Origin of the sequence: Intrasporangium sp., from assembly GCF_035280925.1 — a bacterium.
In the GTDB taxonomy this organism is placed as follows: domain Bacteria; phylum Actinomycetota; class Actinomycetes; order Actinomycetales; family Dermatophilaceae; genus Intrasporangium.
Window position 1 is genome coordinate 1 of the sequence record NZ_DATEEY010000163.1, and the last position, 23928, is coordinate 23928.

General features: G+C 70.1%; 25 protein-coding genes and 2 pseudogenes. 18 read left to right on the forward strand and 9 right to left on the reverse strand.

Going from position 1 to position 23928, the window contains the following annotated elements; all coding sequences use genetic code 11:
- Positions 1 to 184 precede the first annotated feature (184 nt).
- Entirely contained in the window at positions 185 to 640 is a 456-nt protein-coding gene (locus VJN29_RS14835) for an SRPBCC domain-containing protein (RefSeq protein ID WP_324144407.1), read from the reverse strand.
- A 216-nt stretch (positions 641 to 856) separates the two neighbouring features.
- Between VJN29_RS14835 and VJN29_RS14840 the strand changes: the two genes are divergently transcribed.
- The 6 genes from VJN29_RS14840 (at position 857) to VJN29_RS14865 (ending at position 6597) form a co-directional block, all read left to right on the forward strand.
- Positions 857 to 1360, forward strand: coding sequence for an ASCH domain-containing protein (locus VJN29_RS14840; protein WP_324144408.1), 504 nt, complete (start codon positions 857 to 859; stop codon positions 1358 to 1360).
- 175 nt (positions 1361 to 1535) lie between these two features.
- Positions 1536 to 2066: a hypothetical protein gene (locus VJN29_RS14845; protein ID WP_324144409.1), complete on the forward strand. Its 531-nt coding sequence runs from the start codon at positions 1536 to 1538 to the stop codon at positions 2064 to 2066.
- A gap of 31 nt (positions 2067 to 2097) precedes the next feature.
- The gene (locus tag VJN29_RS14850) at positions 2098 to 3219 is read left to right on the forward strand and encodes a DUF4331 family protein (protein ID WP_324144410.1); all 1122 of its coding nucleotides are present in this window, start codon (positions 2098 to 2100) and stop codon (positions 3217 to 3219) included.
- A 5-nt stretch (positions 3220 to 3224) separates the two neighbouring features.
- Entirely contained in the window at positions 3225 to 4586 is a 1362-nt protein-coding gene (locus VJN29_RS14855; protein WP_324144411.1) for a Dyp-type peroxidase, read from the forward strand.
- Between the two features lie 9 nt (positions 4587 to 4595).
- On the forward strand, positions 4596 to 5474 hold the full coding sequence (locus VJN29_RS14860) for an enoyl-CoA hydratase/isomerase family protein (protein WP_324144412.1): 879 nt from the start codon (positions 4596 to 4598) through the stop codon (positions 5472 to 5474).
- 49 nt (positions 5475 to 5523) lie between these two features.
- A complete protein-coding gene (locus tag VJN29_RS14865) occupies positions 5524 to 6597 on the forward strand; it encodes a sulfite oxidase (RefSeq protein WP_324144413.1) in 1074 nt (357 codons plus the stop codon).
- Here the strand turns inward: VJN29_RS14865 and VJN29_RS14870 are convergent.
- Both VJN29_RS14870 and VJN29_RS14875 read right to left on the reverse strand, forming a co-directional pair.
- Complete coding sequence (locus VJN29_RS14870) at positions 6481 to 7962, reverse strand: sensor histidine kinase (RefSeq protein WP_324144414.1); 1482 nt, start codon at positions 7960 to 7962, stop codon at positions 6481 to 6483. The genes VJN29_RS14865 and VJN29_RS14870 overlap by 117 nt on opposite strands.
- Before the next feature lie 28 nt (positions 7963 to 7990).
- Positions 7991 to 8667 (reverse strand): annotated as a pseudogene (locus VJN29_RS14875) (response regulator).
- 141 nt (positions 8668 to 8808) lie between these two features.
- On the opposite strand from VJN29_RS14875, the gene VJN29_RS14880 reads away from it, so the two are divergent.
- Positions 8809 to 9489 (forward strand): PepSY domain-containing protein, encoded by a 681-nt coding sequence (locus tag VJN29_RS14880; RefSeq protein WP_324144415.1) that lies wholly within the window; start codon positions 8809 to 8811, stop codon positions 9487 to 9489.
- A 10-nt stretch (positions 9490 to 9499) separates the two neighbouring features.
- Here the strand turns inward: VJN29_RS14880 and VJN29_RS14885 are convergent, their stop codons facing one another.
- Together VJN29_RS14885 and VJN29_RS14890 are read right to left on the reverse strand one after the other, a co-directional pair.
- Positions 9500 to 10204 carry a zf-HC2 domain-containing protein gene (locus VJN29_RS14885; RefSeq protein ID WP_324144416.1) on the reverse strand — a complete coding sequence of 235 codons (705 nt, stop codon included), beginning with the start codon at positions 10202 to 10204 and terminating at the stop codon, positions 9500 to 9502.
- Entirely contained in the window at positions 10201 to 10689 is a 489-nt protein-coding gene (locus tag VJN29_RS14890) for a sigma-70 family RNA polymerase sigma factor (protein ID WP_324144417.1), read from the reverse strand. The genes VJN29_RS14885 and VJN29_RS14890 overlap by 4 nt, the downstream gene beginning before the upstream one ends.
- 271 nt (positions 10690 to 10960) lie before the next feature.
- On the opposite strand from VJN29_RS14890, the gene VJN29_RS14895 reads away from it, so the two are divergent.
- Complete coding sequence (locus VJN29_RS14895; RefSeq protein WP_324144418.1) at positions 10961 to 11803, forward strand: uracil-DNA glycosylase; 843 nt, start codon at positions 10961 to 10963, stop codon at positions 11801 to 11803.
- A gap of 16 nt (positions 11804 to 11819) precedes the next feature.
- Here the strand turns inward: VJN29_RS14895 and VJN29_RS14900 are convergent, their stop codons facing one another.
- Entirely contained in the window at positions 11820 to 12614 is a 795-nt protein-coding gene (locus VJN29_RS14900) for an O-methyltransferase (protein WP_324144419.1), read from the reverse strand.
- A gap of 152 nt (positions 12615 to 12766) precedes the next feature.
- Between VJN29_RS14900 and VJN29_RS14905 the strand changes: the two genes are divergently transcribed.
- The 3 genes from VJN29_RS14905 to VJN29_RS14915 all read left to right on the forward strand — a co-directional run bounded on the left by VJN29_RS14905 (position 12767) and on the right by VJN29_RS14915 (position 16834).
- Complete coding sequence (locus VJN29_RS14905) at positions 12767 to 13375, forward strand: TetR/AcrR family transcriptional regulator (RefSeq protein WP_324144420.1); 609 nt, start codon at positions 12767 to 12769, stop codon at positions 13373 to 13375.
- A gap of 168 nt (positions 13376 to 13543) precedes the next feature.
- Positions 13544 to 16300 (forward strand): MMPL family transporter, encoded by a 2757-nt coding sequence (locus VJN29_RS14910; RefSeq protein WP_324144421.1) that lies wholly within the window; start codon positions 13544 to 13546, stop codon positions 16298 to 16300.
- Between the two features lie 24 nt (positions 16301 to 16324).
- The gene (locus VJN29_RS14915) at positions 16325 to 16834 is read left to right on the forward strand and encodes a DUF1992 domain-containing protein (protein WP_324144422.1); all 510 of its coding nucleotides are present in this window, start codon (positions 16325 to 16327) and stop codon (positions 16832 to 16834) included.
- 57 nt (positions 16835 to 16891) lie between these two features.
- Here VJN29_RS14915 and VJN29_RS14920 read toward each other — a convergent pair whose 3' ends face one another.
- Positions 16892 to 17704 (reverse strand): HAD-IIA family hydrolase, encoded by an 813-nt coding sequence (locus tag VJN29_RS14920; RefSeq protein ID WP_414654386.1) that lies wholly within the window; start codon positions 17702 to 17704, stop codon positions 16892 to 16894.
- A 150-nt stretch (positions 17705 to 17854) separates the two neighbouring features.
- Here VJN29_RS14920 and VJN29_RS14925 point away from each other — a divergent pair.
- From VJN29_RS14925 to VJN29_RS14945, 5 genes and pseudogenes are all read left to right on the forward strand, one after another.
- A pseudogene (locus VJN29_RS14925) lies at positions 17855 to 18214 on the forward strand (VOC family protein); the annotation flags it as partial.
- Between the two features lie 45 nt (positions 18215 to 18259).
- Entirely contained in the window at positions 18260 to 18655 is a 396-nt protein-coding gene (locus VJN29_RS14930; protein WP_324144430.1) for a VOC family protein, read from the forward strand.
- Positions 18656 to 18769: 114 nt separating this feature from the next.
- The gene (locus VJN29_RS14935; protein WP_324144424.1) at positions 18770 to 19147 is read left to right on the forward strand and encodes a YciI family protein; all 378 of its coding nucleotides are present in this window, start codon (positions 18770 to 18772) and stop codon (positions 19145 to 19147) included.
- A 13-nt stretch (positions 19148 to 19160) separates the two neighbouring features.
- Entirely contained in the window at positions 19161 to 20408 is a 1248-nt protein-coding gene (locus VJN29_RS14940; protein WP_324144425.1) for an RNA polymerase sigma factor, read from the forward strand.
- A 133-nt stretch (positions 20409 to 20541) separates the two neighbouring features.
- A complete protein-coding gene (locus VJN29_RS14945) occupies positions 20542 to 20823 on the forward strand; it encodes an ASCH domain-containing protein (protein ID WP_324144431.1) in 282 nt (93 codons plus the stop codon).
- Between the two features lie 237 nt (positions 20824 to 21060).
- Here the strand turns inward: VJN29_RS14945 and VJN29_RS14950 are convergent, their stop codons facing one another.
- Positions 21061 to 22545, reverse strand: coding sequence for a hypothetical protein (locus VJN29_RS14950; protein ID WP_324144426.1), 1485 nt, complete (start codon positions 22543 to 22545; stop codon positions 21061 to 21063).
- Between the two features lie 115 nt (positions 22546 to 22660).
- On the opposite strand from VJN29_RS14950, the gene VJN29_RS14955 reads away from it, so the two are divergent.
- On the forward strand, positions 22661 to 23173 hold the full coding sequence (locus VJN29_RS14955; RefSeq protein WP_324144427.1) for a metallophosphoesterase: 513 nt from the start codon (positions 22661 to 22663) through the stop codon (positions 23171 to 23173).
- On the opposite strand, the gene VJN29_RS14960 is transcribed toward VJN29_RS14955, so the two are convergent.
- Entirely contained in the window at positions 23170 to 23658 is a 489-nt protein-coding gene (locus tag VJN29_RS14960; protein WP_324144428.1) for an SRPBCC domain-containing protein, read from the reverse strand. The two genes, VJN29_RS14955 and VJN29_RS14960, sit on opposite strands and share 4 nt — an antisense overlap.
- 75 nt (positions 23659 to 23733) lie before the next feature.
- Here VJN29_RS14960 and VJN29_RS14965 point away from each other — a divergent pair.
- Positions 23734 to 23928: hypothetical protein (locus tag VJN29_RS14965; protein ID WP_324144429.1), on the forward strand; the 195-nt coding region annotated here is incomplete at its 3' end.

Here is a 23928-nt window from a genome sequence, read left to right on the forward strand (position 1 = left end):
AGCAGGCCCAGGTGCTTCGCCACGGCCTGCCGCGAGATCTGCACGTCGCGGGCGACGGCGCTCGCACTCGCCCTGCCGTCCCGGACGAGGACGTCGAGCACGTCCCGTCGGCTGTCGTCCGCCAGGCACGCGAAGACCGCGGCCACCGTCGTCCCGGGGCTCGAGGAGGGGACCATCGCGGCCGTCACACCCGCTCGAGGTGAGCCCGTGCCGCTGTGAGCTCGATGTCCCATCCCTGCGAGTTGTCCCGATGTGCTGCCGCGCGAGCGGCGGCGTCCGCCTCGTCGCCCGCGGCGAAGCCCGTCTCGACCACGCGGACCATGACGCCCCGGTCGGAGGGCTCCAGGGTGAACTCGACAACCGTCGGGATGTGCGCGCTGCCGTGCTCCCCATCGTGGGACGCGAGCCAGCGGAACGACGCGTAGACCGGCTCACGCAGCTCGATCGTCTCGATGGGGAACGCGCCGTGCGTCTCGTCGTGGACGACCGCATGCCCCTCAGCCTGCTCGATCTCGTGCTCCCGGATCTCGCCCTCGTTGATCCACCAGCCCGGCCCGGAGACCAGAGCCCAGACGCGCTCGATCGGCGCCGCGATCTCGATCTGTCGCTCGATGGTGTTGGGAATGCCCTGCGCGCTCATTGCCATGCCCTTCCGTGGATGGAGTGTGCAACTTCAGAGTTGCATATCGCCCGACTGATGTGCAACCGAAAAGTTGCGTAACGAATCGCGAGAATCCTGCGATGGTCAGGTATCAGGGCCGCGTGCGCGAGCTCTGTGCACGCAAGGGGGACGGTGGCGCGGGACCGGGGGGCTGGTCCCGCGCCGCACCTCGTTCCATACGAGGCGAGGTGGGTCATGACCGGATCCGAACCCTCTCCGGTGGACCGGGACGCGGCAGCAGTCATGTGGCAGGCCTACGCCAGGGCGCATTCCGAGGTCGTGCACGCCGCCGCCGACTACACCGTGGAGCGCTTCGGCGACTCGGACGCCCTCGCCGATGAGCTGCTGGCGCAGGTGCTCGACGGCCCGAAGCGCGCGACAGCCGCGCTCGTCGACGACTTCGTCGCCGAGGGCGAGCCGTTGCCCAGGGTCGGCTCCCACTGGATCGCCTGCGACGGCTCAGGCCGACCCCGCGTGGTCATCCGCTCCATGGAGCTGCGCATTGCGACCTTCGACGACGTCGACGCGGCGTTCGCCCACGACGAAGGAGAGGACGACCGAACCCTCGAGAGCTGGCGGGACAACCACCGTCGATACTGGGAGCGGACCTGCACGGCCCGCGGTGTCACGTGGTCCGAGTCCGACGAGATCGTCCTCGAGCGGTTCCGGGTCGTCTGGCCGCCGGAGCTCGCCGACTGAGCCGGGCGGTCATGGGGGACCCGGCCAGCCCTTCGCCCCGTGATCGTCAGCAAGCGGCCTATCACCCGCTGCGGGTGATCCCATTCACGGGAGCCCGTGGGCACATTGAGTGCGACCGGCGCCTCGGGGCGCCACTCGGAGGCTGGGAGGCGTCGAGATGACGGCAGCAGGTGAGATGACCAACCGGCGCCCCGGCGTCCGGGTGGGGTCGGCAAGTGAGTTCAGCCTGTTCTTCCGGGTCATTCCCGGGCACGTCGACGAGCTGCGCGAGGCATTGACCGCCCTTCAGCACACGCCGGGCTACCGACCAGGCGATTACGAGATGACAATCGCGAGCATCCACGAGGCCAGGTTCGTGCTGTTCGACGACGAAACTCGCCTGCTGTTCGCCACGAGCTTCGACGGCTCCTGGGACGCGTACATGGAGGACTTCGCAGCCGGACCGCTGAAGTTGTTCGATTCGATCTTCCGCCACACCGAGGGGTACGCCGGACTGCCGGACGTCGCGGCGGTGAAGAGCTTCATCATGAACGCTCAGGTGACCGCCGCGGCGTACGCCCGCAACTACCCTGGAACGGTCAAGCAGCTGCGGAGGGCGAACCGCCTGAGGGCAGCGTTCGACCAGGTGTTGGACGATCCCGACGCCGAGGCGGCGCTGAGCCACCCGGCGCTGAAACCGCTGCTCGACGAGGCAGCGGACGCGTAGGCCGCCACGGTTCAGTCGGGCAGGGACAACCGTGTCGGATCACATCTCTGGGCCGCGGGCGCTCGCGAACCCCATCGCGGACATCACCGACGTCTACGCGTTCCCCAGTCCGGAGCGGTCGGGCTGGCTCGTTCTGGTCATGAACACCTTGCCGTTCGCGCCGGCGGAAGGCGGGTTCTCGGATGGACTGATCTACCGGTTCAGGCTTCGCCCGGTCGACGTCGATCGCATCGGGCGACGTGTCCGCGCGTCGGAGTCCCCGGAGTGGGTCATCGACTGTGTCTTCGATGCTCGTGCCGCGGACGGCGCACAGCGAGGGCAGCTCACTGGCCCCAGCGGCGAGGTGACGCCGTTCGACCTGGGTGACGAGTCCGGGAGCGACCACGGGGCAGGCGTGCGCATCTTCGCGGGGCCTCGCTGGGACCCCTTCATCATGGACGCGCCCGCCGGCCTGCGAACCATCGCCGAACAGCGCCTCTCGTTCACCGATCCGGGGTCGATCTACCTCGACGGAAAGAACGTGCTCGCCCTGGTCGTCGAGCTCGACTGCGCCAGGTTGCTCGGAAGGGTCGATCCGGTGGCCGTGGTCGCGGAGACACTGACCCGCGGCACGTTCTCCGTGCGAATCGAACGGGTCGGGCGCCCGGAGGTGAAGAACCTGCTCCTGGGACCCAAACAGTTCGACCAGGTCAACCGGGACCTCGAGATCAGGGACTTGTACAACATGGAGGACGCCTTCCACCTCGGCAGCTCCTACGCCGGTGCCTACCGAGCCAGACTGCACGCGAACCTGGCGTTCTGGGACGGCTTGGACGGAGTGGTGCAGTGGCCGGTCGATGCGTCAGGGGCGCACCCGCTGACCGGGCTCGTCCTTGCTGACCACCTGGTCGTCGACCCTTCGCAGCCGTACGTCGAGCAGGGGTCTTTCCTCGAGATCGAGCGCGCCGTCATGTCCGGTGACCTCCCGCGGACCTGCGGCGGCCGGGCGCTCAACGATGACGTCATCGACGTCCTGTACAACCTCTGGATCAACGCGGGCTCCGGTCCGGTGATCAGTGACGGTGTCGACGCGTCGAGCCGCCCGGCGTCGACCGTCTTCCCTTACCTCGCGCCGCCCAACCCGGACCCACCGGCGCCACCCGAGCACCTTTGACCATCGTGACGCAGGAGAAGACCATGGGCACGGAGCAGCAGGTGGCCCTTGAGGCGGACGACATCCAGGCTGGAGCGCTCGGTGAGCGCCCGTCGCCGTACGTGGGCCGTTATCTCCTCCTTCGCCTCCACGACGCTGTGGAAGGGCGCGAGCTCGTGCGGCGTCTGCACGCCCTGCTCGTCGCCGAGAACCAGGCCCAGCAATCGGACCCGCTCGCGTGGGTCACCGTCGCGTTCACGCATGCGGGACTGGCCGCGCTCGGCGTGCCGCAGCCGACGCTGGACAGCTTCCCTGACGAGTTCCGTGAGGGGATGGCGCGCCGCGCCAGCGAGCTGGGCGACGAAGGCGCGAGCAGCCCCGAGCACTGGGAGTGGCCCTTGGGGACCGATGCCGTGCACGTCGCCGTTTCCGTGCTGGCGCCGGACGAACAGCGTCTGAGGGCCGTTGCGGAGCGTGCCCGGGACAGGTACGAGGACCTCTCCTCGGTGGAGGTGGTCTGGCGGCAGGACTGCTACCAGCTGCCGTCGGGGCGCACATCGTTCGGCTTCAAGGACGGCATCGGCAACCCCGACGTCGAGGGAAGCGGGCTGCCCTTGCGCAACACCGCGGAGCGACCGATCAAGGCCGGCGAGTTCATCCTCGGCTACCCCGACGAGACTGGGTCGCTGCCCCCGATGCCGCATCCGGAGGTGCTTGGGCGCAACGGGACCTACCTGGTCTTTCGCAAGCTGCGCACCGACGTCGCGGCCTACCGCCGCTACCTCCGGGAACGTGCCCATGACCGCGAGGAGGAGCGTCTGCTCGCCGCCAAGATGGTCGGGCGGTGGCCGAGTGGTGCGCCGCTGGCCCTGGCACCCGACGCTGATGATCCGGACCTCGGCGCGGATCCCGCACGCAACAACTCCTTCGGCTACCGCGACGACCTTCGAGGCTTCAAGTGCCCCGCCGGCGCGCACGCCCGCCGGGCCAACCCCCGCGACGCCCTCGAGGACGAGCACAGCGTCGACGTCCGCCTGCATCGCATGATCCGCCGGGGGACCAACTATGGCTCGATGCTCCCGGACGGTGTTCTCGAGGACGACGGAGTCGACCGCGGGATCATCTTCGTCTTCGCCGGGTCGCACCTGAAGCGACAGTTCGAGTTCGTCAAGACCCAATGGATCAACGACGGCGTCTTCATCGGCGCACCCGACGAGAGCGACCCACTGGTTGCCGGCACGCGGGCGCCGACCGACTTCACCATCCCGCACCTGCCCATCCGCCGTCGGCTGCGCAGCCTGCCGTCATTCGTGGTGACACGCGGCGGCGAGTACTGCTTCGCGCCCGGCCTGCGAGCCCTGAAGTGGCTGGGCGACCTGGAGACCTGAGGAGGAGCTGTGACCGACCAGAAGATGCCGGAGCCGGCAAGGACCACCGACCGGTGGCGCACCCTCGACTTCGGACCGCCCTCAGGCGGAGAGGACACCGAGCCGGCCGTCCTGCTCGACCATGTCGACGAAGGACGTGTCGCCGTGGTCACCCTCAACCGGCCCCACGCGGACAATGCCATCTCGACGGAGATGGGAGCACTCCTGACCGACGTGCTCGAGACCGTCGCAGTCACCAGCGCCATCCGCGTCGTCGTGATCACCGGCGCCGGGGACCGCGCCTTCTCCGTGGGCAGCGACCTGCGCGAGCGCAAGAACATGACCAAGGAGCAGTGGCTTCGGCAGCGCCAGGACTTCGACCGCACGCTGTACACGTTGCGCCAGCTGCGTAAGCCGATCTTCGCTGCAGTCAACGGAATCGCGTACGGCGGCGGCTCCGAGATCGCCCAGAGCACCGACTTCATCATCGCCGGCACGAACGCCGTCTTCGGTCAGCCCGAGGCGATGCTGGGTCTCGCCGCTGGCGGTGGCTCGCCGGTCTTCCTGCCGCGCGCCCTCCCTCCGGGGAAGGCACTCCAGATGCTCATGACCGGCGAGCCCATCACCGCCGCGGAGGCGCATCGGCTCGGCATGGTCAACGAGCTCCACGACCGGGCCGACCTCATGGACGCGGCCCTGCGCATCGCCGCGAGGATCGCGAGCAACTCCCCGACAGCCGTGCAAGCCGTGAAGCACGCCGTCCGCTCGGGGCAGGGCGAACCGATCGAGCAGGCGATCGCGATCATGATGGAGTCCCACTGGCGCTCCGCGGTGCACCCTGACCGCATCGAGGGGATCGGGGCCTTCAACGACAACCGCGACCCGGTCTTCCGCGACGCGGACTACTGACGACACCTGCCTACAGCCAGGCACCTCAACGACCCCACCGGAGGACCCCGTGACATCCGAGCTGGACCTCGAGCAGGCGCGCGAGCAGCTGGTCATGATCAACCCACAGCCCTACAACGCCGAGGCGCCGCCGGGGGCGCTCGACTCCGACATCACCCCGACGCGCGAGCACTACGTACGGAGCAACTTCGCCCTGCCGACCCACGACGGCACGCTCACCGTCGACGGATCAGTCGACCGGCCACTCTCGCTCACCTCGGCAGATCTGCGTGCCCTCCCTGCCGTTGAGCGTGCAGTCACCTTGGAGTGCGCCGGGAACGGTCGGCTCGACACCCGCCCCCTGCCCACCGGCGAGCCGTGGGGCGGCTACGCCGTCTCCACCGCGGTGTGGAGAGGCGCCCGGCTGAGCGACGTCCTGGCGGAGGCCCGCCCCCGGGCCGACGGGGTCGAGGTTCGCTTCACCGGGGCCGACAGCGGCACCTACCACCTCACCCCGGTGCTGCCCGAGAGCGGGGAGACCCTGACCTTCGTCCGGTCGCTTGCCCTGACGCATGCGGCCGATCCCGCCAGTGACATCCTCATCGCCTACGACATGAACGGCGAGCCACTCGGGCCGGACCACGGCAGTCCTTTCCGGCTCATCGTGCCGCACTGGTTCGCCGTGGCCTCGGTCAAGTGGCTACAGAGCATCGACGTGCTCACCCAGCCCTTCAGGGGCGAGTTCCAGACCGGCCACTACGTCTACGAGTGGCCGGACCGTCCGCACGAGCCCGTCACCTACATGCGAGTCCGAGCCCGCATCACCGACCCGGCCCCGGCAGCCGTCATCCCCGCCGGCACGTGTACGGTCCGCGGCAAGGCGTGGTCAGGGACCGGCCCCATCGCTGCCGTTGAGGTCAGCCTGGCGGGCGCCGGCGAATGGCAGCCTGCCGAAGTCGACGAGCCAACGGGGCCCCACCACTGGCAGACCTGGACGTTCCAATGGGAAGCCACCCCGGGTCGGCACTCACTGCGGGCACGAGCCACCGACGCCGTCGGCAACGTCCAGCCCGACGTGCCGCCCTGGAACCGCCTCGGCTACGGCAACAACGCGATCGAGGTGCAATACGTGGACGTCATCTGAGCGGCAAGCGCCTGGTTGTGACCTGAACCGTCCCGAATCCGGGTCTCCGCCGTGAGCACGGGCCAGCTTCCGGGCGATCGACAGGCCGAGACCCGTCCCGCCGGTGTCGCGCGCCCGCGCCTCGTCCAGGCGGACGAACCGCTCGAAGATCCGCTCTTGGTCCCGTTCCGGGATCGGGTCGCCGTCGTTGCACACTTCCACGATGCCGTATGCCGCTGTGCTTGCTCCGCGTGCCTGCTCCCTCCGAGCGTGGCGGGCCCCCGCGGCCGGTCCCGGGCCCGGGGAGCCACTGACCCTGACCCGGATGGCAGTGGCGGCGTGGCGGCGCGCGTTGTCGAGCACGTTGCCGACGACGCGCTCCAGCTGGGACCGGTTCCCGGAGACCGAGATCCCGTCCGCGATGGCCAGGTCGACCGGCACGCGTCCCTCGGCCGCACGGGTCACGACGTCGCGGACGAGCTGGCCGAGGTCGACCGGTTCGGAGGGGACCCGTTCGCCAGCCTCGATCCGCGCGAGCAGGAGCAGGTCGCTCGAGAGCACCTGCAGCCGATCGGTGTCCTCGAGGAGGTCCGCGGCGAGCTCGCTCCAGTCCGTCACCTCGGGGTGGGCCACGGCGACCTCGAGCTGGGTTCGGAGCGATGCGATCGGACTGCGGACCTCGTGCGAGACGTCGGCCACGAGCCGTCGCTGCTGCTCGACCGCGGTGTGCAGCCGGTCGAGCATCTGGTTCATCGTCGTCGCGAGCCTGGTGACCTCGTCCCGGGAAGGAGGCACGGGCACTCGGCGGCCAAGGTCTGTGCTCGTGATCCGGTCGACCTCCGAGCGGATGGCCTCCACGGGCTGCAGGGCTCGACCGACGACGATCCAGGTCACGACGCCGCTGACGAGCAGGGCCACCGCGAGCCCGGCGAGCATGAGCGAGGTCAGCGAAGTGAGCGACTCGTCCGCGTCCTCGAGGGAGCTGCCACCCAGCGTGACGACTCGCCCGCTGGGCGTGTCCGTGACGATCGAGACGACCCGGAACAGAGCGGGCTCGGACCCGGACAGCGCGAGCTGGATGGTTCGGGCGCCCGAGGGAGCCGAGATGGGCAGGGAGCCGGTGATGGGACCGAGGCCCGCCAGCTGCGGTGAGCTGGCCAGCACCCGTCCGTTTGCGCCGACAGCCTGAAGGACCGTTCGGTCGACCGAGTCGACCTCGAGGAGCCCGGGCAGCTGACCCGCCTCGGCAAGGGTGGCCACGCTGTTTGCCTGGGCGGTCGCCGTGGCCTCGACGGTGCGGACCATCCCATCCCGGACGAGCGCGACGATCACCACCCCGAGAACGACGAGGGCGACCGCGACGACGGCGACCGCCCCGAGGGTCACGCGAGCGCGAACCGAGGTGGGACGCCGGCTAGCTCGCATCGTCGACCAGCCGGTAGCCGACACCACGCACCGTCTCGATGCTGTGCCGGCCGAACGGCGCGTCAACCTTGCGTCGCAGCGCGCTGATGTGCACCTCGACGACGTTGAGATCGCAGTCGTAGGCCATGTCCCAGACCTCGTCGACGATCCCTGACTTCGTCACGACCTCGCCGGGACGACGGGCGAGCTGCTCGAGGACGGCGAACTCCCTTGCTGTCAGGCCAACCTCATCCGTTCCGCGGAAACGGCGATGTTCGGCGGTCAGCAGGGTGAGGTCGCCGACCTCGATCCGCTCCGCGTGCCCCGGCCTGCTCGACGGAGCAGGGCACGGATCCGCGCGACGCGAACCATGAAGGAGAACGGTTTGGTGAGGTAGTCGTCAGCCCCGGTGTCGAGGCCCTCGGCTTCGTCGAACTCGCCGTCCTTGGCAGTGAGCATGATGATCGGGGTCTCGTCCCCGGCCGCGCGCAGGGCTGCGCAGATCCGGTAGCCGTTGATGCCCGGAAGCATGATGTCGAGCACGATGAGGTCATAGGCGTGCTCGGTTGCCAGGTTGAGCCCGAGAGTTCCGTCGAGCGCGACGTCCAGGTCGAAACCCTCTGCGCGCAAGCCCTTCTGCAGGGCACTGGCGAGCCGGCGCTCGTCCTCGACCACCAGCAGGCGCATGTCGGCAGCATGTCACGGCCGGCCTGAAGGTGGGCTGAGCCCGGCAGGACGCCTTCAGCGTGGCTTCAGCACGCCTGTCGCACCATGAGAACGAGAGCAGACAGCCGGCCCGAAGAGGTCGGTGGACGAAAGGGGTAGACGATGAACGCCAGGACCACGAGCCGCCGCCGCGCAGCCTTCCTGCTGGCCTGCACCGTGGGTCTGACCGGAGTACTGACGGCCTGTGGGACGAGCACCCCGGATGCGACGGTGACTCCGGCTGTGCAGCTCGCCGACAGCTCCGAGTCCGGGACCACACCGCCCACAGGGGCCTCGGCGGCCTCGTCGACCACGGCCCCGACCCAGCCCTCCGGGACGACGTCGGCCGCTCTGCTCGCCTCGATCATGGTGGCGCCCGAGGACGCCGCGAGCACCGCGCTCGCAACGGTGGCCTCGAGCCGGGTCCTCGGGATCGACCTCGACCGTGAGCAGGGCGCCCTGGTCTGGGATGTCGACGTCGTCACCAGCGACGACAAGCGGGAGGTCATCGTCGACGCCAAGGCCGGCACGGTCCTGGCCAACCGCGTCGATGACGACGACTCCGACGACTCGGCCGATGTCGCGGAGGACCGCCGACTCCTCGACGCGGCCACCGTGGACCACGCCGCAGCGCTCCAGATGGCCGTCGCCGAGGTTCCGCAGGGCCGCGTGGTCGATCTCGACCTGGACGAGGACGACGGCTCCGTGGAGTGGGACATCGAGGTCATCGCCCCGGACCACGCCAAGCACGAGCTGACGATCAACGCTCTCACCGGCGCCGTCACCAAGCACGAGACCGACTGACGGGTCAGCCTCAGGTCCTGGCGGTGGCGATGACGTCTCCGGAGCTCGTGCGAACCTCGATGGACCGGATCTGGTCCGGCCGCAAGGCCGTCGCCCCGGTCACCCTGGAGTAGCCCGTCTCCGTGCCGAGCCACGAGCCGGCAGCCGACTCACGCCCATTGGCATCGACGACGTAGACGACGATCTCCTCGCCGACCGGCATGTCCTGGCAGGCCAGGTTGAGCTGGGTGCCCCAGCCGCGCTTCACGAGGTCGACGCCCACCTTCGCCGACGAGCCGGCTGCGGTGGCGGTGAAGTGCTGCGAAGGCGGCGGTGGGTCGAGCAGCCCTGGCCCGAGCCACGTCCCAGCGCCGAAGACCGCCACGGCGGCCGCAGCGGCAGCGGCGGCCAACCAGGCCCGCCGTCGCCGTCGTCGACGTCGCGCAGCATTGAGGAGGTCGGCCAGGCCTGCGCTGGAGGACCCGGCCGTGCTCCCGGCGGCAGCCGACTCGGGAGTGGGCTCAGCGGCATACGGCATCTGCGTCGAAATGTCGACGAGGGAGAGCAGCCTCGGCAACCCGGACACCTGGCCGAGCTCCTGCTGGCACGTCGGGCACGTGCGCAGGTGCTCCGTGAACGCGCGGTGGTCATCATCGGACAAGCCACCGAGGAGGTAGGCACCGAGGAACTGGTGGAGCTCGTCGTGCTGGTCCTGCTGGTTCTGGTCGATGGTCATCGGGTCACCCCCATCTCGTCCAGGATGACGCGCAGGCTGCGCACGGCGTAGAAGGCGCGGGACTTCACGGTGCCTTCGGGCACCCCCACGCGATGGGCGGTCTCGGCCACCGAGAGCCTTTCGTAGTAGAGACAGCCGACCACCTCGCGGTGCGAGGGCTGCAGCCGCCCGAGGGCCTCCTCGACGAGCACCTGGTCGAGCGCTCGGTCGATCGCCGACTCGGTCTCGGGCAGGTCCACGAGGCGGGCCTGCTGGGGCCGGCGCCCAGCGGCGCGGTGCTGGTCGACGATGAGGTGTCTGGCGGTGGTGATGAGGTAGGCACGCAGGTTGTCGGCCTGGGGAGCCTGGCGCCAGACGCGCAGGATCGTCTCCTGCACGATGTCGTCCACCCGGTCGACGTCCGTCGTGGCCCGCCACACGACCCGCCGGAGCATCGGGCCGTGCTCGCGGTAGATCGCCTCGACGGCGTCGTCGTCGAGTGGCATCTGACCAACCTCCCTCGGCACTGCTGACCCCGGAGACGTCCACGGGCGCACTCCGGTTCATCGAACCGGCTCCCGCGGCCCCGCGTCACCGGGGGTGTGAACCGGCGCTGTCGGTCCATCATCCTCGCGGCGCTGGCCGCCTATCGATGCCTGCGCGACCTCGCTCGGGCAGGTCGTCACCGACGCCAGCGGAGCACCGGTGACGAGGATGGCGGACAGCGGCTCGGGCGGCGGCTTCGGCTGCTGACGATCGAGGTGGCAGAGTCGGGCCATGACGACCGAGCGTCTGGACCCGCACCCGATGACGGGCCAGCTCTTCCCGTCGCCCGTGCCCCCGGGGACGGGGTGGCCCGGCGACCCGGCCACGCCAGCGACTCCTGTCGCGCACACTGCCGCTCAGGTGCGACAGCTCGCTGCTGACGTGAGCGGCATCGGCGAGCTCGACGCCCGGGTGTCGGTCTGCCGTGCGTGCCCGCGTCTTGTCGCATGGCGGGAATCCGTTGCGACACAGGGGCGCCGGGCATCCTTCGCCGACCAGCCCTACTGGGGTCGCCCCGGACCCTCGTTCGGGGATCCCGAGGCTGACGTGCTGATCGTCGGCCTCGCGCCGGCGGCCAACGGCACCAACCGTACTGGGCGAATGTTCACGGGGGACCGTTCGGGCGACTGGCTCTACGCGGCCCTCTTCCGGGCTGGCTACGCATCTCAACCCACCTCCGTCTCTGCGGGGGACGGCTTGGAGCTCAAGGGAGTCCGGATCGTCGCGACGGTCCGCTGCGCACCGCCCGCCAACAAGCCCACGACCGAGGAGAAGACGACCTGCTCCGGCTGGCTGGACCGTGACCTCGAGCTCACTGCCGCGTCGCCCACTGGTCTGCGCGCGATGCTGGCCCTCGGCTCAATCGGCTGGGACGCCGCCCTGGGAGCGGCGCGTGGGCTCGGGTGGCAGGTGCCTCGACCCAAGCCGCGGTTCGGTCACGGCGCGGAGGCCCTGCTTCGCCGCCCGGATGGTCACGAGGTGCGGCTGATCGGCAGCTATCACGTCAGCCAGCAGAACACCTTCACCGGCAAGCTCACCGAGGCGATGCTCGACGACGTGCTCGCGCGGCTCTGAGCTCCTCGGTCACCGGTCATCGCAGGGCGAGGAGCCCGATCTTCCCCACGACGGCGCTGGCGGCGACGTCGGGTCGCTGGCGCACCGAATCCCATGCGGCGCGCATCCCGTCGTTGTAGTCGATGTCGTCCAGCGCCAGCAGCGCCCCTGGGGCAGCCGATCTGGACACCTGCTCGACGTAGCCCTCCGTGGCGCGCCCCTGGTGGTTGCCGTCGATGAAGGCATAGTCCCAGGCGGCTTCGGCCAGCGTCGGCGCCAAGGTGTCGGCGAACCGGCCGACCACGACCCGTGCGTTGTCGATCTGTGCCAGCCGCCAGGTGTCCTCTGCCCGGTCGGCCAGGGCCGGATAGGCCTCCAGCGTGGTCAATGTGCCAGTTCGCAGGGCCACCGCCTGATAGGCGGCCGAGACGCCGACACAGGTCCCGAGCTCAAGGGCCTGACGTGGTTGCCACACGGCGGCGAGGTGATGGAGCAGGCGTGCCCCGGACGGCGGCTGCGACGCCAGCGCACAGATCCACGCGACCGACTCGGTCGAGCCGTCAGCCCAGGACACCCGTTCCAGGCTACGGAGAGTGGCCCGACGGGCTGCCTCCACACGCTCGAGTGCCGCGCGCGCGTCCGGTGAGAGGTGGTCGCTGGCAATCCGCTCGAGGGCCTCACCCAGCCGCTGCGCCTGTGGTTCCCCGAGGCTGCGCAGGTGTCGGGCCTGCTCGGCGACCGAACGTCGAATGCTCGGCAGGAGGAGCCGCGCCTTGAGCTCGACCCGAGCGAACCGCAGCCGAGGTCTCCGTCGGCCAGTCGTCGTTCCCAAGACCCGTCCTCTCTGCTGCTGTGCAGGTGTCTGAGGGGGACGTCGGCACATGCTGCCACTGGTCCGGGAAACTCGCCATCCAGGGCACCTGGCATTCAATTGCACAAAGAGAAAGATTGCCCATTGGGCAACGATATGTGACGATGGCTCCCATGACGGAGCTGGGACTGCGCGAGGCGAAGCGGCGGGCCACCGCACACGCCTTGGCGGAGGCCGCGTTCGACCTCGCCGTGGAGCACGGTGTCGACGGGTTCACCATCGATGACGTCGCGACGCACGCGGGCTACTCGCGTCGCACCTTCGCGAACCACTTCTCCTGCAAGGAGGAGGCGATCACCGGGCTCGCGGTCGAGCGCCTCAGGGAGGGGCTCGAGACGTTGCCGCCGATGCCCGCGGACACACCCCTCCTCGACTGGCTCATGGCACTGGCCCGCCACCAGCTCTCTGGAGGGATGCTGCCGCTCCTCCAACAGCTACGGCAGCTGGCCCGTGAGCACCACGGTCTCGAGCCCTATCTCGCCGACGTGCAGCTGCAGATCCGCCGCATGGCCCAGGACGCCGTGGCCGCACGAGCCGGCTCGAACGTCTCGCGCCTCTCCAGCCACATCCTCGTCGGGGCCGCCTACGGGGCGTTGATGTCCGTGCTCGACGGGCGCGTCCCGATCCGGCTGCCGGGCGACCCAGAGCCGCCGTCGGGGGACTCGGTCACGGTCGACGAGTTCCTGAGCACGGTCTTCACCCACCTGCGGCGCGGCTTCTGAACGCGGCCCGCGGCGCCCATCGCCTGATCCTCTTCACCTGATCGCCACCACCTGATCCTCTTCACCTGATCGCCACCACCTGATCGCCACCACCTGATCGTCGTCACCTGATCGTCGTCGCTGCCGCGGCCGACCGGCCGCCATGTCGGCCTACCCGGAAGGACCCCCATGTCCCTGCTCCTCTACCGCCTCGGCCGGACCGCGTACCGCCGCTCCTGGGCGTTCATCGCCCTCTGGCTCGTGCTGCTCGCCGGGACTGCCGGCCTCGCCGTCGCCAACGGCGGCGCCAACATCTCGTCGAGCGTCACCATCGACGGCACCGAGAGCCAGGACGTGACCGACCGACTTCGCGCGGAGCTCCCGCAAGCCGCCGGGGGGCAGGGCACGATCGTCTTCACGGTGCCCGAGGGCGATCGCCTCGACCAGGGCGCCCGGGCGAAGGGGATCGCCGAGGCGGCCGCCGACATCTCCGAGCTGCCGATCGTCGTCGACCGCACCGAGCCGACCCAGAAGGCAGCCTCGGCGCCCGACCCGACGGCCGACCCGCAGGCGAGCCGCACCCCGTCCGAGGGCACGCCGGCAGACGCGAGTCAGCCCAGCCGCATACGGCCCCTTGTCGCCGACGGCAAGCCGGTGCCCGGTGTCGTCGTGTCGGAGGACGGGTCGGTGGCCATGCTGCAGATCCAGTTCACCGAGCAGGTGCAGGACCTGCCCGACGGCTCGGTGGAGCAGGTCACCGGCCTGGCCGAGAATGGCACTGCCGGGACCGGTGTCGACGTGCTCACCACGGAGTCGCTCAAGCCGCACGAGGCGCCGGTCGGTGGCACTGAGGCGCTCGGTCTGGGAGTCGCGGCACTCGTCCTGCTGCTCACGCTCGGGTCCCTGCGCGCGGCCGGCCTGCCGCTGGTCACCGCCCTGACCGGCGTGGGTATCGGCCTGGGCGGTGCCTTCGCGCTCTCGCAGACCATCACCCTGACGACGGCGACGCCGGTCCTGGCGCTCATGGTCGGGCTCGCGGTCGGGATCGACTACGCGCTGTTCATCGTGAACCGGCAACGCCGGCTCATCCTGACCCAGGGGCTCGACGCCGAGGAGGCCACGAGCCGGGCCATCGGTACCGCCGGGAGTGCCGTGCTCTTCGCCGGCCTGACCGTCGTCATCGCGTTGACGGGGCTCACCCTGATCGGCATCTCCTTCCTCACCACGATGGCCCTCGTCGCGGCGGTCACGGTCGTCCTCGCCGTCCTCGTCGCACTGACCCTGCTGCCGGCCCTGCTCGGGCTGGTCGGGGAGCGGATCGCCAGCGACAAGGCCCGTGCCAAGGGCGCTGCCATCACCACCGAGGAGCACCGCCACTTCGCGCACCGCTGGTCCGGTGGAGTCGTGCGGTACCGGTGGCTGGCCATCATCGGCGTCATCGCCGTCCTCGCGGCCGCCGCCGTCCCCGTCACCTCGATGTCGCTGGGCATGCCCAACGGATCCACCGCCAACTTCGACACGGACGAGCGTCAGGCCTACGACGCGATCACGCGCGGCTTCGGCGAGGGGTACAACGCGCCGCTCGTCGTCGTCGCCACGCCCCAGGGCGATGACCGGCTCGACGAGAAGGAAATCGGCCAGATCGCGGCCGAGCTGCGTGAGACGCCGGTCGTCAGGACCGTCAGCATCATGGGCGCCGACCCCGACGGCGGCACGGCCATCTTCACCGTGATCCCCGAGGAGGGGCCCGACGCCGCCTCGACCTCCGCACTCGTCGACAGCCTGCGCCTGTCCGGGGCGACCGTCGCCGGGTCGGAGCAGGTCAGCCTCGGCGTGACCGGCCTGACTGCAGTCAACATCGACATCTCCGAGAAGCTGCGCGACGTCCTGCCGCTCTACATCGGGATCGTCGTTGCGCTGTCCCTCATCGTGCTCATGCTCGTCTTCCGCTCCCTCGTCATCCCGGTCAAGGCGACGCTCGGGTTCCTGCTGAGCATCGGGGCGACGTTCGGCCTGATGACGGCGATCTTCCAGTGGGGCTGGCTCAAGGACCTCTTCGGGTTCGACACGACCGGTCCGATCCTCAGCTTCCTGCCGATCATGGTGACCGGCATCCTCTACGGCCTGGCCATGGACTACGAGATGTTCCTCGTCAGCTCGATGCGCGAGGCCCACGTCCACGGCCACCGCGGACGTGACGCGATCGTCCACGGCTTCGACCAGGCCAGCCGGGTCGTGGTCGCGGCGGCGGTCATCATGGTCTCGGTCTTCGCCGGCTTCATCTTCAGCAGCGACCCGACGATCAAGCAGTTCGGCCTCGCGCTCGCCGTCGGCATCCTCATCGACGCCTTCCTGGTGAGGATGACGCTGGTCCCCGCGCTGATGTCCGTCCTCGGCGAGGCGGCCTGGTGGCTGCCGCGACGGCTCGCGGCCGTGCTGCCGAACCTCGATGTCGAGGGCGACCAGCTCAAGCAGCACCTCGTGGAGGAAGCGACTCCAGCGCTCGCAACCGCGGCCCAGGCGCGCGCCGAGGGCGGCCTCCACCGGGCGCGGCGCGGGCTCCGAGTGCGACGTCCCCTGGCCGTCCTACCGACCGCACGGCCCGAGACCCCCACTGGCAACGGCACCCACTCAGAAGGAGCTCGTCGAATGACATTCCAGATCCCGCCGTCACGAAAGAACCTGCCGGAGAACCGTTTCGAGTTCACCCTCGACGGAGCGATCCTTCACGACCTGCCCCTGCTGCCGTACGCGCCGCTCGTCGCCGTCGAGGCCTTCGAGGACGGCCGCGCGCTCAACGCCGTGCTCGCCTCGTGCGACTCCGAGGGTGCGCGCGAGGTCATCCGGCAGCTCGATGCCGACCAGTTCCGCGCCTTCGTCGAGGCGTGGGAGCTGGCCTCGGCCGAGCGGGCGGATCGGCTGGCCTCGCCGGAGCCGGTGCGATGAGAGGCGCCGGGTTAGCGTGGTGTGGTGTCCCAGCCACCGAACTACGAGAGCGCCGTCGAGAAGGCGATCCGCGAGGCGCAGGAGCGCGGCGAGTTCGACAACCTTCCCGGGGCTGGCAAGCCGCTCGACCTGCACGACGCCAACGACCCGGACTGGTGGATCAAGCGCTACGCCGCCCGCGAGAACGTCGACCTGGGTGGGGCGCTGCCCGGAGCGCTCGCGCTGCGCAAGGAGGCCGCGACCTACCCTGACTCGCTCGCCGACGTGGCCAGCGAGCAGAACGTGCGCGAGATCATCGAGGACTACAACCACCGGGTCCTGGCCGACCGTCTCCGTCCTGCCGTGGGCAGGCTGCCCCCGATGCTCGCCAAGACCCTCGACGTGGACGAGATGGTGGGGGCGTGGCGGCGGCTGCGGGAGGAGCAGCACGCTCTGCAGGAGGCCCAGCGCGCAGCCCAGTCCGCTGCCGCGTCAGTGCATCCGACCCAGCCCGGTCGGCCGTGGTGGCGGCGGGTCCTGCGCACTCGACGGTGAGCGTGCCGGAGCGGGCTGCACATTCGACGAAGAGCCGGCGGAGCGGCATACGGGACCTCAGGTTGTGCCTGGGCGATCGTGGCCGACGAAGCGGATGAGGTCGGCGACGGAGTCGACGATCCGGCTGGGACGGTAGGGGAACGTCTCGACCTGCTCACGGCGCGTCGACCCGGTCAGTACGAGGACGGTGCGGAGCCCGGCCTCGAGCCCGGAGATGATGTCGGTGTCCATCCGGTCGCCGACCATGATGGTCGTCTCCGAGTGGGCGTCGATCCGGTTGAGCGCGCTGCGCATCATGAGTGGGTTCGGCTTGCCGACGTAGTAGGGCTGGCGTCCGGTCGCCGTGGAGATGAGCGCCGCGACCGACCCCGTGGCGGGCAGGGTGCCGAAGGGGCTCGGACCACTCGGGTCCGGGTTGGTCGCGATGAAGCGGGCGCCGTTCTCGATGAGGCGGATCGCGCGGGTGATCGACTCGAACGAGTAGGTCCGCGTCTCACCGAGCACGACGTAGTCGGGATGACGGTCGGTCATGACGAAGCCGACGTCGTGCATTGCCGTGAGCAGCCCCGCCTCACCGACGACGAAGGCGCTCCCACCCGGTCGCTGGTCGGCCAGGAACTTGGCGGTTGCCAGCGCCGACGTCCAGAGCGACTCCTCGGGCACGTCGATGCCGCTGGCGGCCAGCCTGGCCCGCAGGTCACGCGGTGTGAAGATCGAGTTGTTCGTCAGGACGAGGAAGTGCTTGCCCGAGGCGCGAAGGGCCGCGACGAACTCCTGGGCGCCGGGGATCGCCTGCTCCTCGTGGACGAGCACGCCGTCCATGTCGGTCAGCCACGTGTCCACCGGTCGATGCTCGCTCATGGTGGCCATTCTGCTGGAGGGCCATGGCCAACGCGGGCGCATCCCGCGCTGCAGGCAACGGTAGCCGAGCGAGATCCCCTCCCCAACGGCCGAAGGGGGCGCAACTGGACTGCGGACGACTACCGTTGGCGGGGCGTTCACCGGAGGGAGAGTGTCGCGATGGCGAACAAGGTCAAGCAGCTGCGGCTGGTCGTGCACGCCGAAGACTTCGACGAGGCCGTGCGCTTCTTCCGCGACATCGTGGGCCTGCCCGAGGAGGAGTCCTACGCGGGAGGAGCCGGCGCCGTCGTCACGATCCTCGGCGCTGGGCGTGCGACGCTCGAGATTGCCAACACCGCACAGGTCGAGCTGATCGACCAGGTCGAGGTCGGCGCCCGGGTCGCACCGCACTTTCGCGTCGCCCTCGAGGTCGAGGACACGGCAGCGGCGACGAGGGCCGTCGTCGGCGCTGGGGTCCCGATCGTGGCCGAACCCACGGAGACGCCCTGGCGCTCGCTCAACGCCCGCTTCGACGCACCGGGTGGAGTGCACCTGACACTCTTCCAGGAGCTGGAGCCGCAGCCGGTGGCTGATCACGGTGGTGGCGACCGTGGTCTCGTCCAGGTCGCCCAACGCGCCGAGGACCTCGGCCGGGCCTCGGCGTTCTACGCGGACCTGCTCGGGGCCGAGCCGCTCGCGACCTTCGACCCGCCCGGCCTCGTGTTCTTCGACCTGGGTGGGGCGCGGCTCCTGCTCGACAAAGGCGCTCCGAGCTCGCTCGTGTACCTCAGGGTCTCCGACATCGAGGCGACGCTGACGCGGCTCCGCGAGCGCGGCACCGAGGTCGTCGGCGAGCCGCACGTCATCTTCACGCACGAGGACGGCACCCTCGGCCCGGCGGGCACCGACGAGTGGATGGCCTTCGTCAAGGACTCGGAGGGCAACACCGTCGGCCTCGTCGAGCAGCGTGCCCGAACCTGAGCCGGCGGGCATCCGGCGGCTGTCGATTTCCCATCGTGCCGTTCGTGTAGCAGGTGAGACGGCGACAACCGACGTCCGTCACCGAGTCAACGTGAGTACGGAGAGGACACGACGATGAAGACCTATCTGTTCAGCCTGTTCACCCCCAACGTGGCGCCGCCCGAGGACCTCGACCTCGGCCCGGTCATGGCGGAGATCGAGCGGGTCAACGACGAGATCCGCGCCGCGGGCGGCTGGGTCTTCGCCGGCGGCCTGGGCGACCTCGATGCGGCCACGACGGTCACCGTCGCCTCCAACGGGTCCCCGCTGCTGACCGACGGACCCTACGCCGAGGTCAGGGAGCACCTCGGCGGACTGTCCATCGTCCGCTCCGACGACTACGACCGCGTGCTCCGCTGGGCGGAACGGATCGCCAGCGCCACCGGGTTCCCCGTCGAGGTGCGTCCCTTCGTCGATGAGCACCACCCGGGCCAGCCGCCCACGACCGAATGAGCGTGACGGTTGGATGACGGCGACGTCCGACGACATCGCGCGGATCTTCCGCGAGGAGCACGGGCGAGCCGTCTCCGTCCTCATCCGCGTCCTCGGCGACATCGATCTTGCGGAGGACGCGGTCCAGGACGCCTTCACGGTTGCCGTCGAGCGGTGGCGCCGGGACGGGCTGCCGCCCAGCCCGGCCGGCTGGATCATCACCACGGCCCGAAACCGAGCCACAGACCGACTGCGCCGGGAAGCGACCCGAGCCCAGCGGCATACGGAATCACTACTGCTCCATGCGCCCGATGAGGCGCTCCCGGCCAGCTGGGAGGAGGGTCCCGTGCGGGACGACCGGCTGCGGCTCATCTTCACCTGCTGTCACCCGGCGCTGTCGCGCGAGGCCCAGGTGGGACTGACCCTGCGCCTCCTCGGCGGCCTCTCGACGCCGGACATCGCTCGCGCGTTCCTCGTGCCCGAGTCGACGATGGCGCAGCGAATCGTCCGAGCCAAGAAGAAGATCCGCGACGTCGGCATCCCGTATCGCGTGCCACGGGACGCAGACCTGCCGGACCGGCTGGCATCCGTGCTGGCGGTGCTCTACCTCGTCTTCACCGAGGGGCACTCGGCGACGGCGGGCACCGACCTCGTGCGCACCGACCTCTGTGCCGAGGCGATCCGGCTCGGCCGCGTCCTCGCCGAGCTCATGCCCGACGAACCCGAGGCGATCGGGCTGCTCGCGCTCATGCTGCTGACGGAGGCACGCAGGCCGGCGCGGACAGATGCGCATGGGGAGCTCGTCCTCCTCGCAGAGCAGGACCGGTCGCTCTGGGACCAGGCGCTCATTGCCGAGGGGCATTCGCTGGTTCGCCAGTGTCTCCGGCGCGGCACCCCTGGGCCGTACCAGCTCCAGGCAGCCATCAACGCCGTCCACACCGATGCGCCTCGAGCGGCTGAAACCGACTGGCCGCAGGTGGTTGCGCTGTACGACCAGCTCATGGCCGTCGCGCCGACGCCGATCACGGCGCTCAACCGTGCCGTGGCGGTTTCCGAGGTGGAGGGCCCCGCCCGGGCGCTCGAGCTCGTCGACGATCTCGGGGCCAGGGAGCTGGCCGGCTATGACGGCTACCACGTGGCGCGTGCCGAGCTACTGCGGCGCCTCGACCGCCGCGCCGAGGCGGCCCGCTCGTATGAGCAGGCGCTGGAGCTCACCGAGAACGAGGTGGAGCGTGCTCATCTGCGCAAGCGCCTCTCCGGGCTCGACCTGCCCGCGTTGTGACCGCCTGCGGCCCGGGGCGGGACTGCCCTCCCGTCGCCGCACCGGTCAGGAATCCCCGGTCGTGTGATGCGGTGGGTCACCGATCTCGTGCTGCTGAGCGGGCGTCCCCCGGCCGACGTAACGTGTCGGAGTGATGTTCAGTCGAGACCTTCGCGACCAGGTGGCGCGCGGGGAGATCACCGTCTCGATCCGGCTGTGGAGCGTCCCGAAAGTCAGGGTCGGTGGCCGCTACCCGACCGCTGGCGTCGTCATCGAGATCGACTCCATCGAAGTCCTGCCCTTCTCAGCCGTGACAGACGATGACGTGCGTGCCTCGGGCGAGGCCAACCGCGAGGCGCTCCGTGATCGGGCCGCTCACTCGGGGCCGATCAACGACGGCACTCTCGTCCATCGGATCGAGTTCCACGTGGTGTAGCCACAGCACGAACCTCAGGACGCCCGCCACCGTTGGCTGGGCGACTCACATCCTGCTCCGCGAGGCGGAGCAGGATGTGAGTCCGTGACGACGAGACCTGCGCAAAGGCGCTCTTGGCAGCCCCACTGGTGCGCCTCCTCCCGAGAGGGCACGTCGACCGGAGCTGAACACCCAGACGCCGGAGGTCGCTCGGTGCGGGCAGGTGCGGCAGGTGCCGGCCCGTGCGACCGGTGCGGCTCAGAGCCAGCTGGGCGGGGTGGGCACGATCACGCCCACGACGTTGCCCGGTCCGCCGACGGGTCCGAGAGGGATGACCGGCCCCGAGGCGGCGTGCTCGGCCAGCTGACGGCACTCGGCCCCGCGGCACCACCTGGGCAGCACCCCGCCCTGCTCCTGGTGCACCGCCATGAACAGCGTGCTGGCCATGATCCGGCCGGAGCGGGTGTTCTTCGCGGCGGGGTCCTGGTAGACCACGACCGTCGGCGCGGCCTTCCCGGCGTCGTGCGCCGTGGCGGTTGCGGCGATGGCCGCGTACTGCATCCGCGTGGCCTGGTGCGCGCCGATGTCGGCACGCCACGCCAGCACTCCGCCGAGCGCGAGCACGGCAAGCAACACCGTGGCGACGCGGTCGACGGGCAGGCCGTGGTCCGTCCGGCTGCCAGCGAGGAGCCGCCGGCGGCCGATGAGCAGGAGCGCGACGGGCAGCACGGCGAACAACCACGTCCACAGCTGGCCCCGGGCCTCGGTGACGACGCCAGTCGCGACTGTCTGCGCAGCGTCCAGAGCGTAGGCGACGGCGAAGGCGAGCAGGAGGCGCTGCAGCCGTGGACGGATGGTGCGGTCACGCCAACCGAGGACGATCGCGACGAGACCCACGAGCACGGCCCACCACTGGGCGGTCCACAACGTCCCGGCGGCCTCGAGCCAGCGGCCGGTGTTGACCCCGAGGGCGTCGAGCGACGTCAGCGCGTTGGCGCGGCGCCAGGCCGCGAGCTTGAGGCCGAAGTGACCGTAGACGATCCAGTTGAGGGTGTAGGCGACACCGACGCCAAGGGCGAACCCCGCCATCCACGCGGCGGCCATCGAGAGCACGCGGCGCCAAGGGGCATCGCGCAGGAGCACGACAGCGAACACCAGCAGGACGACGCCGATCGGTGGGTAGCTCAGCACGGCTGCGGTCTCGCCGATGACGAGCCACACTCCGAGCCGCACGCGCGTGCGAGCTGCCCAGGGCAGCAGCCACATGGCGGCGGCACCCATGAGAACCGACGGCGTGAGGGTGCCCGGCCAGTAGAGCAGCTGCACCCACACGCAGGAGGCGAAGAGGGAGATGCCGAGCAGGGCGTCGACCGCAGGACCGGGCCGGATGCCGGAGCGGTGGAGCACGCGCCACATTCCCGCGACGAGCGCGGCATAGCCCACGGCGTAGGTGAGTGCTGCGGTCGTGGCCGTCCCGTGCTGACCGACGACGGCCCACCACGCGTAGTTCAGCCAGCGTCCTTCGCTCACGTTGTAGTAGCCCGTGGGAAGCACTCCCGGCGTGCCCCCGGGCAGCAGGAACGGCCAGTCGTCCTGGCGGATGAACGGCGTGACCGCCTGAGCCACCGCCCCGGTCAGCAGGAATGCGGCGGCGATGACCCCCAGACCCAGGACGCGGCGTCTCGGCGTCGGGGGCAGGCGAGGCATCCGCCTGGCGGCGGGTGGAGCGAGGGGCGTCGTCATGGTCGGGCGCTCACGGAGGTCGGTATCCCACGGAGGTCGGTATCCCACGGAGGTCGCTCCGTGCCGCTTCGACCCTAACCGCACAGAGCCCGGCTGGCAGGGTTGACTTGTCCGCATGACGACCCGCGTGCTCCTGCTCGCAGACACTCACGTGCCCAGACGCGCCAGGGACCTGCCGGGTCAAGTGTGGCGTGCCGTCGATGAGGCCGACCTCGTGCTTCACGCTGGCGACTGGGTCGATGTCGCGCTGCTCGACGCTCTGGAGTCGCGAGCCAGGCAGCTGGTGGGCGTGGCGGGCAACAACGACCACGGCATCCTGCGCGAGCGCCTCCCGCAGTTTGCCGTCATCGAGGTTGACGGGGTTCGGTTCGGCGTGGTCCACGAGACTGGTCCGGCCGCGGGACGTGAAGCGCGCTGTGAGACCGGATACCCCAGTCTTGATGTCCTCGTCTTCGGTCACAGCCACATCCCCTGGGACACGACGTCGCCAGGGGGACTTCGCTTGCTCAACCCCGGCTCGCCGACCGACCGCCGGCGTCAGCCGTTCTGCACCTATCTGACGGTCACGGTGCACGAGGGCGCGCTGAGATCCGTCACGTTGCAGGCTGTCACGACGCCTGCGGACTAGAAAGCGGGCCGGAGGTGGCGCCGGTAGCTCTCGAGTAGCGCAGGCCACTCGTTGAACCTGGCCCGATCGGCGACATTGTCGGGACCCCAGCCACCATGGGTCAGCGTGAGCCGCGTGCGCGTCGTCCCATCGCGTGCGAAGTCGGCCCCGAGGGTCGTGGGGTGCTCGGGGTCCAGGGCCAAGCAGAAGGACATCGCGAAGTGGGTCGGCGGCTGCCACACCGTGATCGTCCCGATCCGGTAGCGCAGCCCGCCTTCGTGGACGAACTCCACGTCCGTGCCCACAGCGGGGTCCAGCCGCACGTCGCGGAAGGTCGCCGCGTCGGCGGTGAGGCGCGGATCCCACCACAGGGCGAGCTCGCTCGTGAAGGCCTCGAAGGCCCGGTCCGCGCCGACGGGGACGGTGACGGCGTGAATGATGGGGCCATGGTCCTCGCTCGGCGCGGCTTGGAAGGCGTCCATGGTGTCCCACACGGTACTGCGCACTGGGGCAGTGGGGGGTTCCGTCATTCGGGACCTTGTGCCCTGTCCGGGGCGCCGGGCAGGGCACAAGGTCGGGTCATGGACGTCACACCCTCGAGTGGCCAGGGACTGTCCCGCCTCGTTGTGAAGGCCCCGGATGCTGTTCACTCGATTGGGTGGGTGGGCCGTGGGTGTGCGCTGCTCATGGCGGGCCTGGTCGCGCTCCTGGGCGCCTGCTCGGGGGAGCTGCCCGGGAACGTGGTGGTCGGCTCGGGCGACCCGACCTCGGAAACA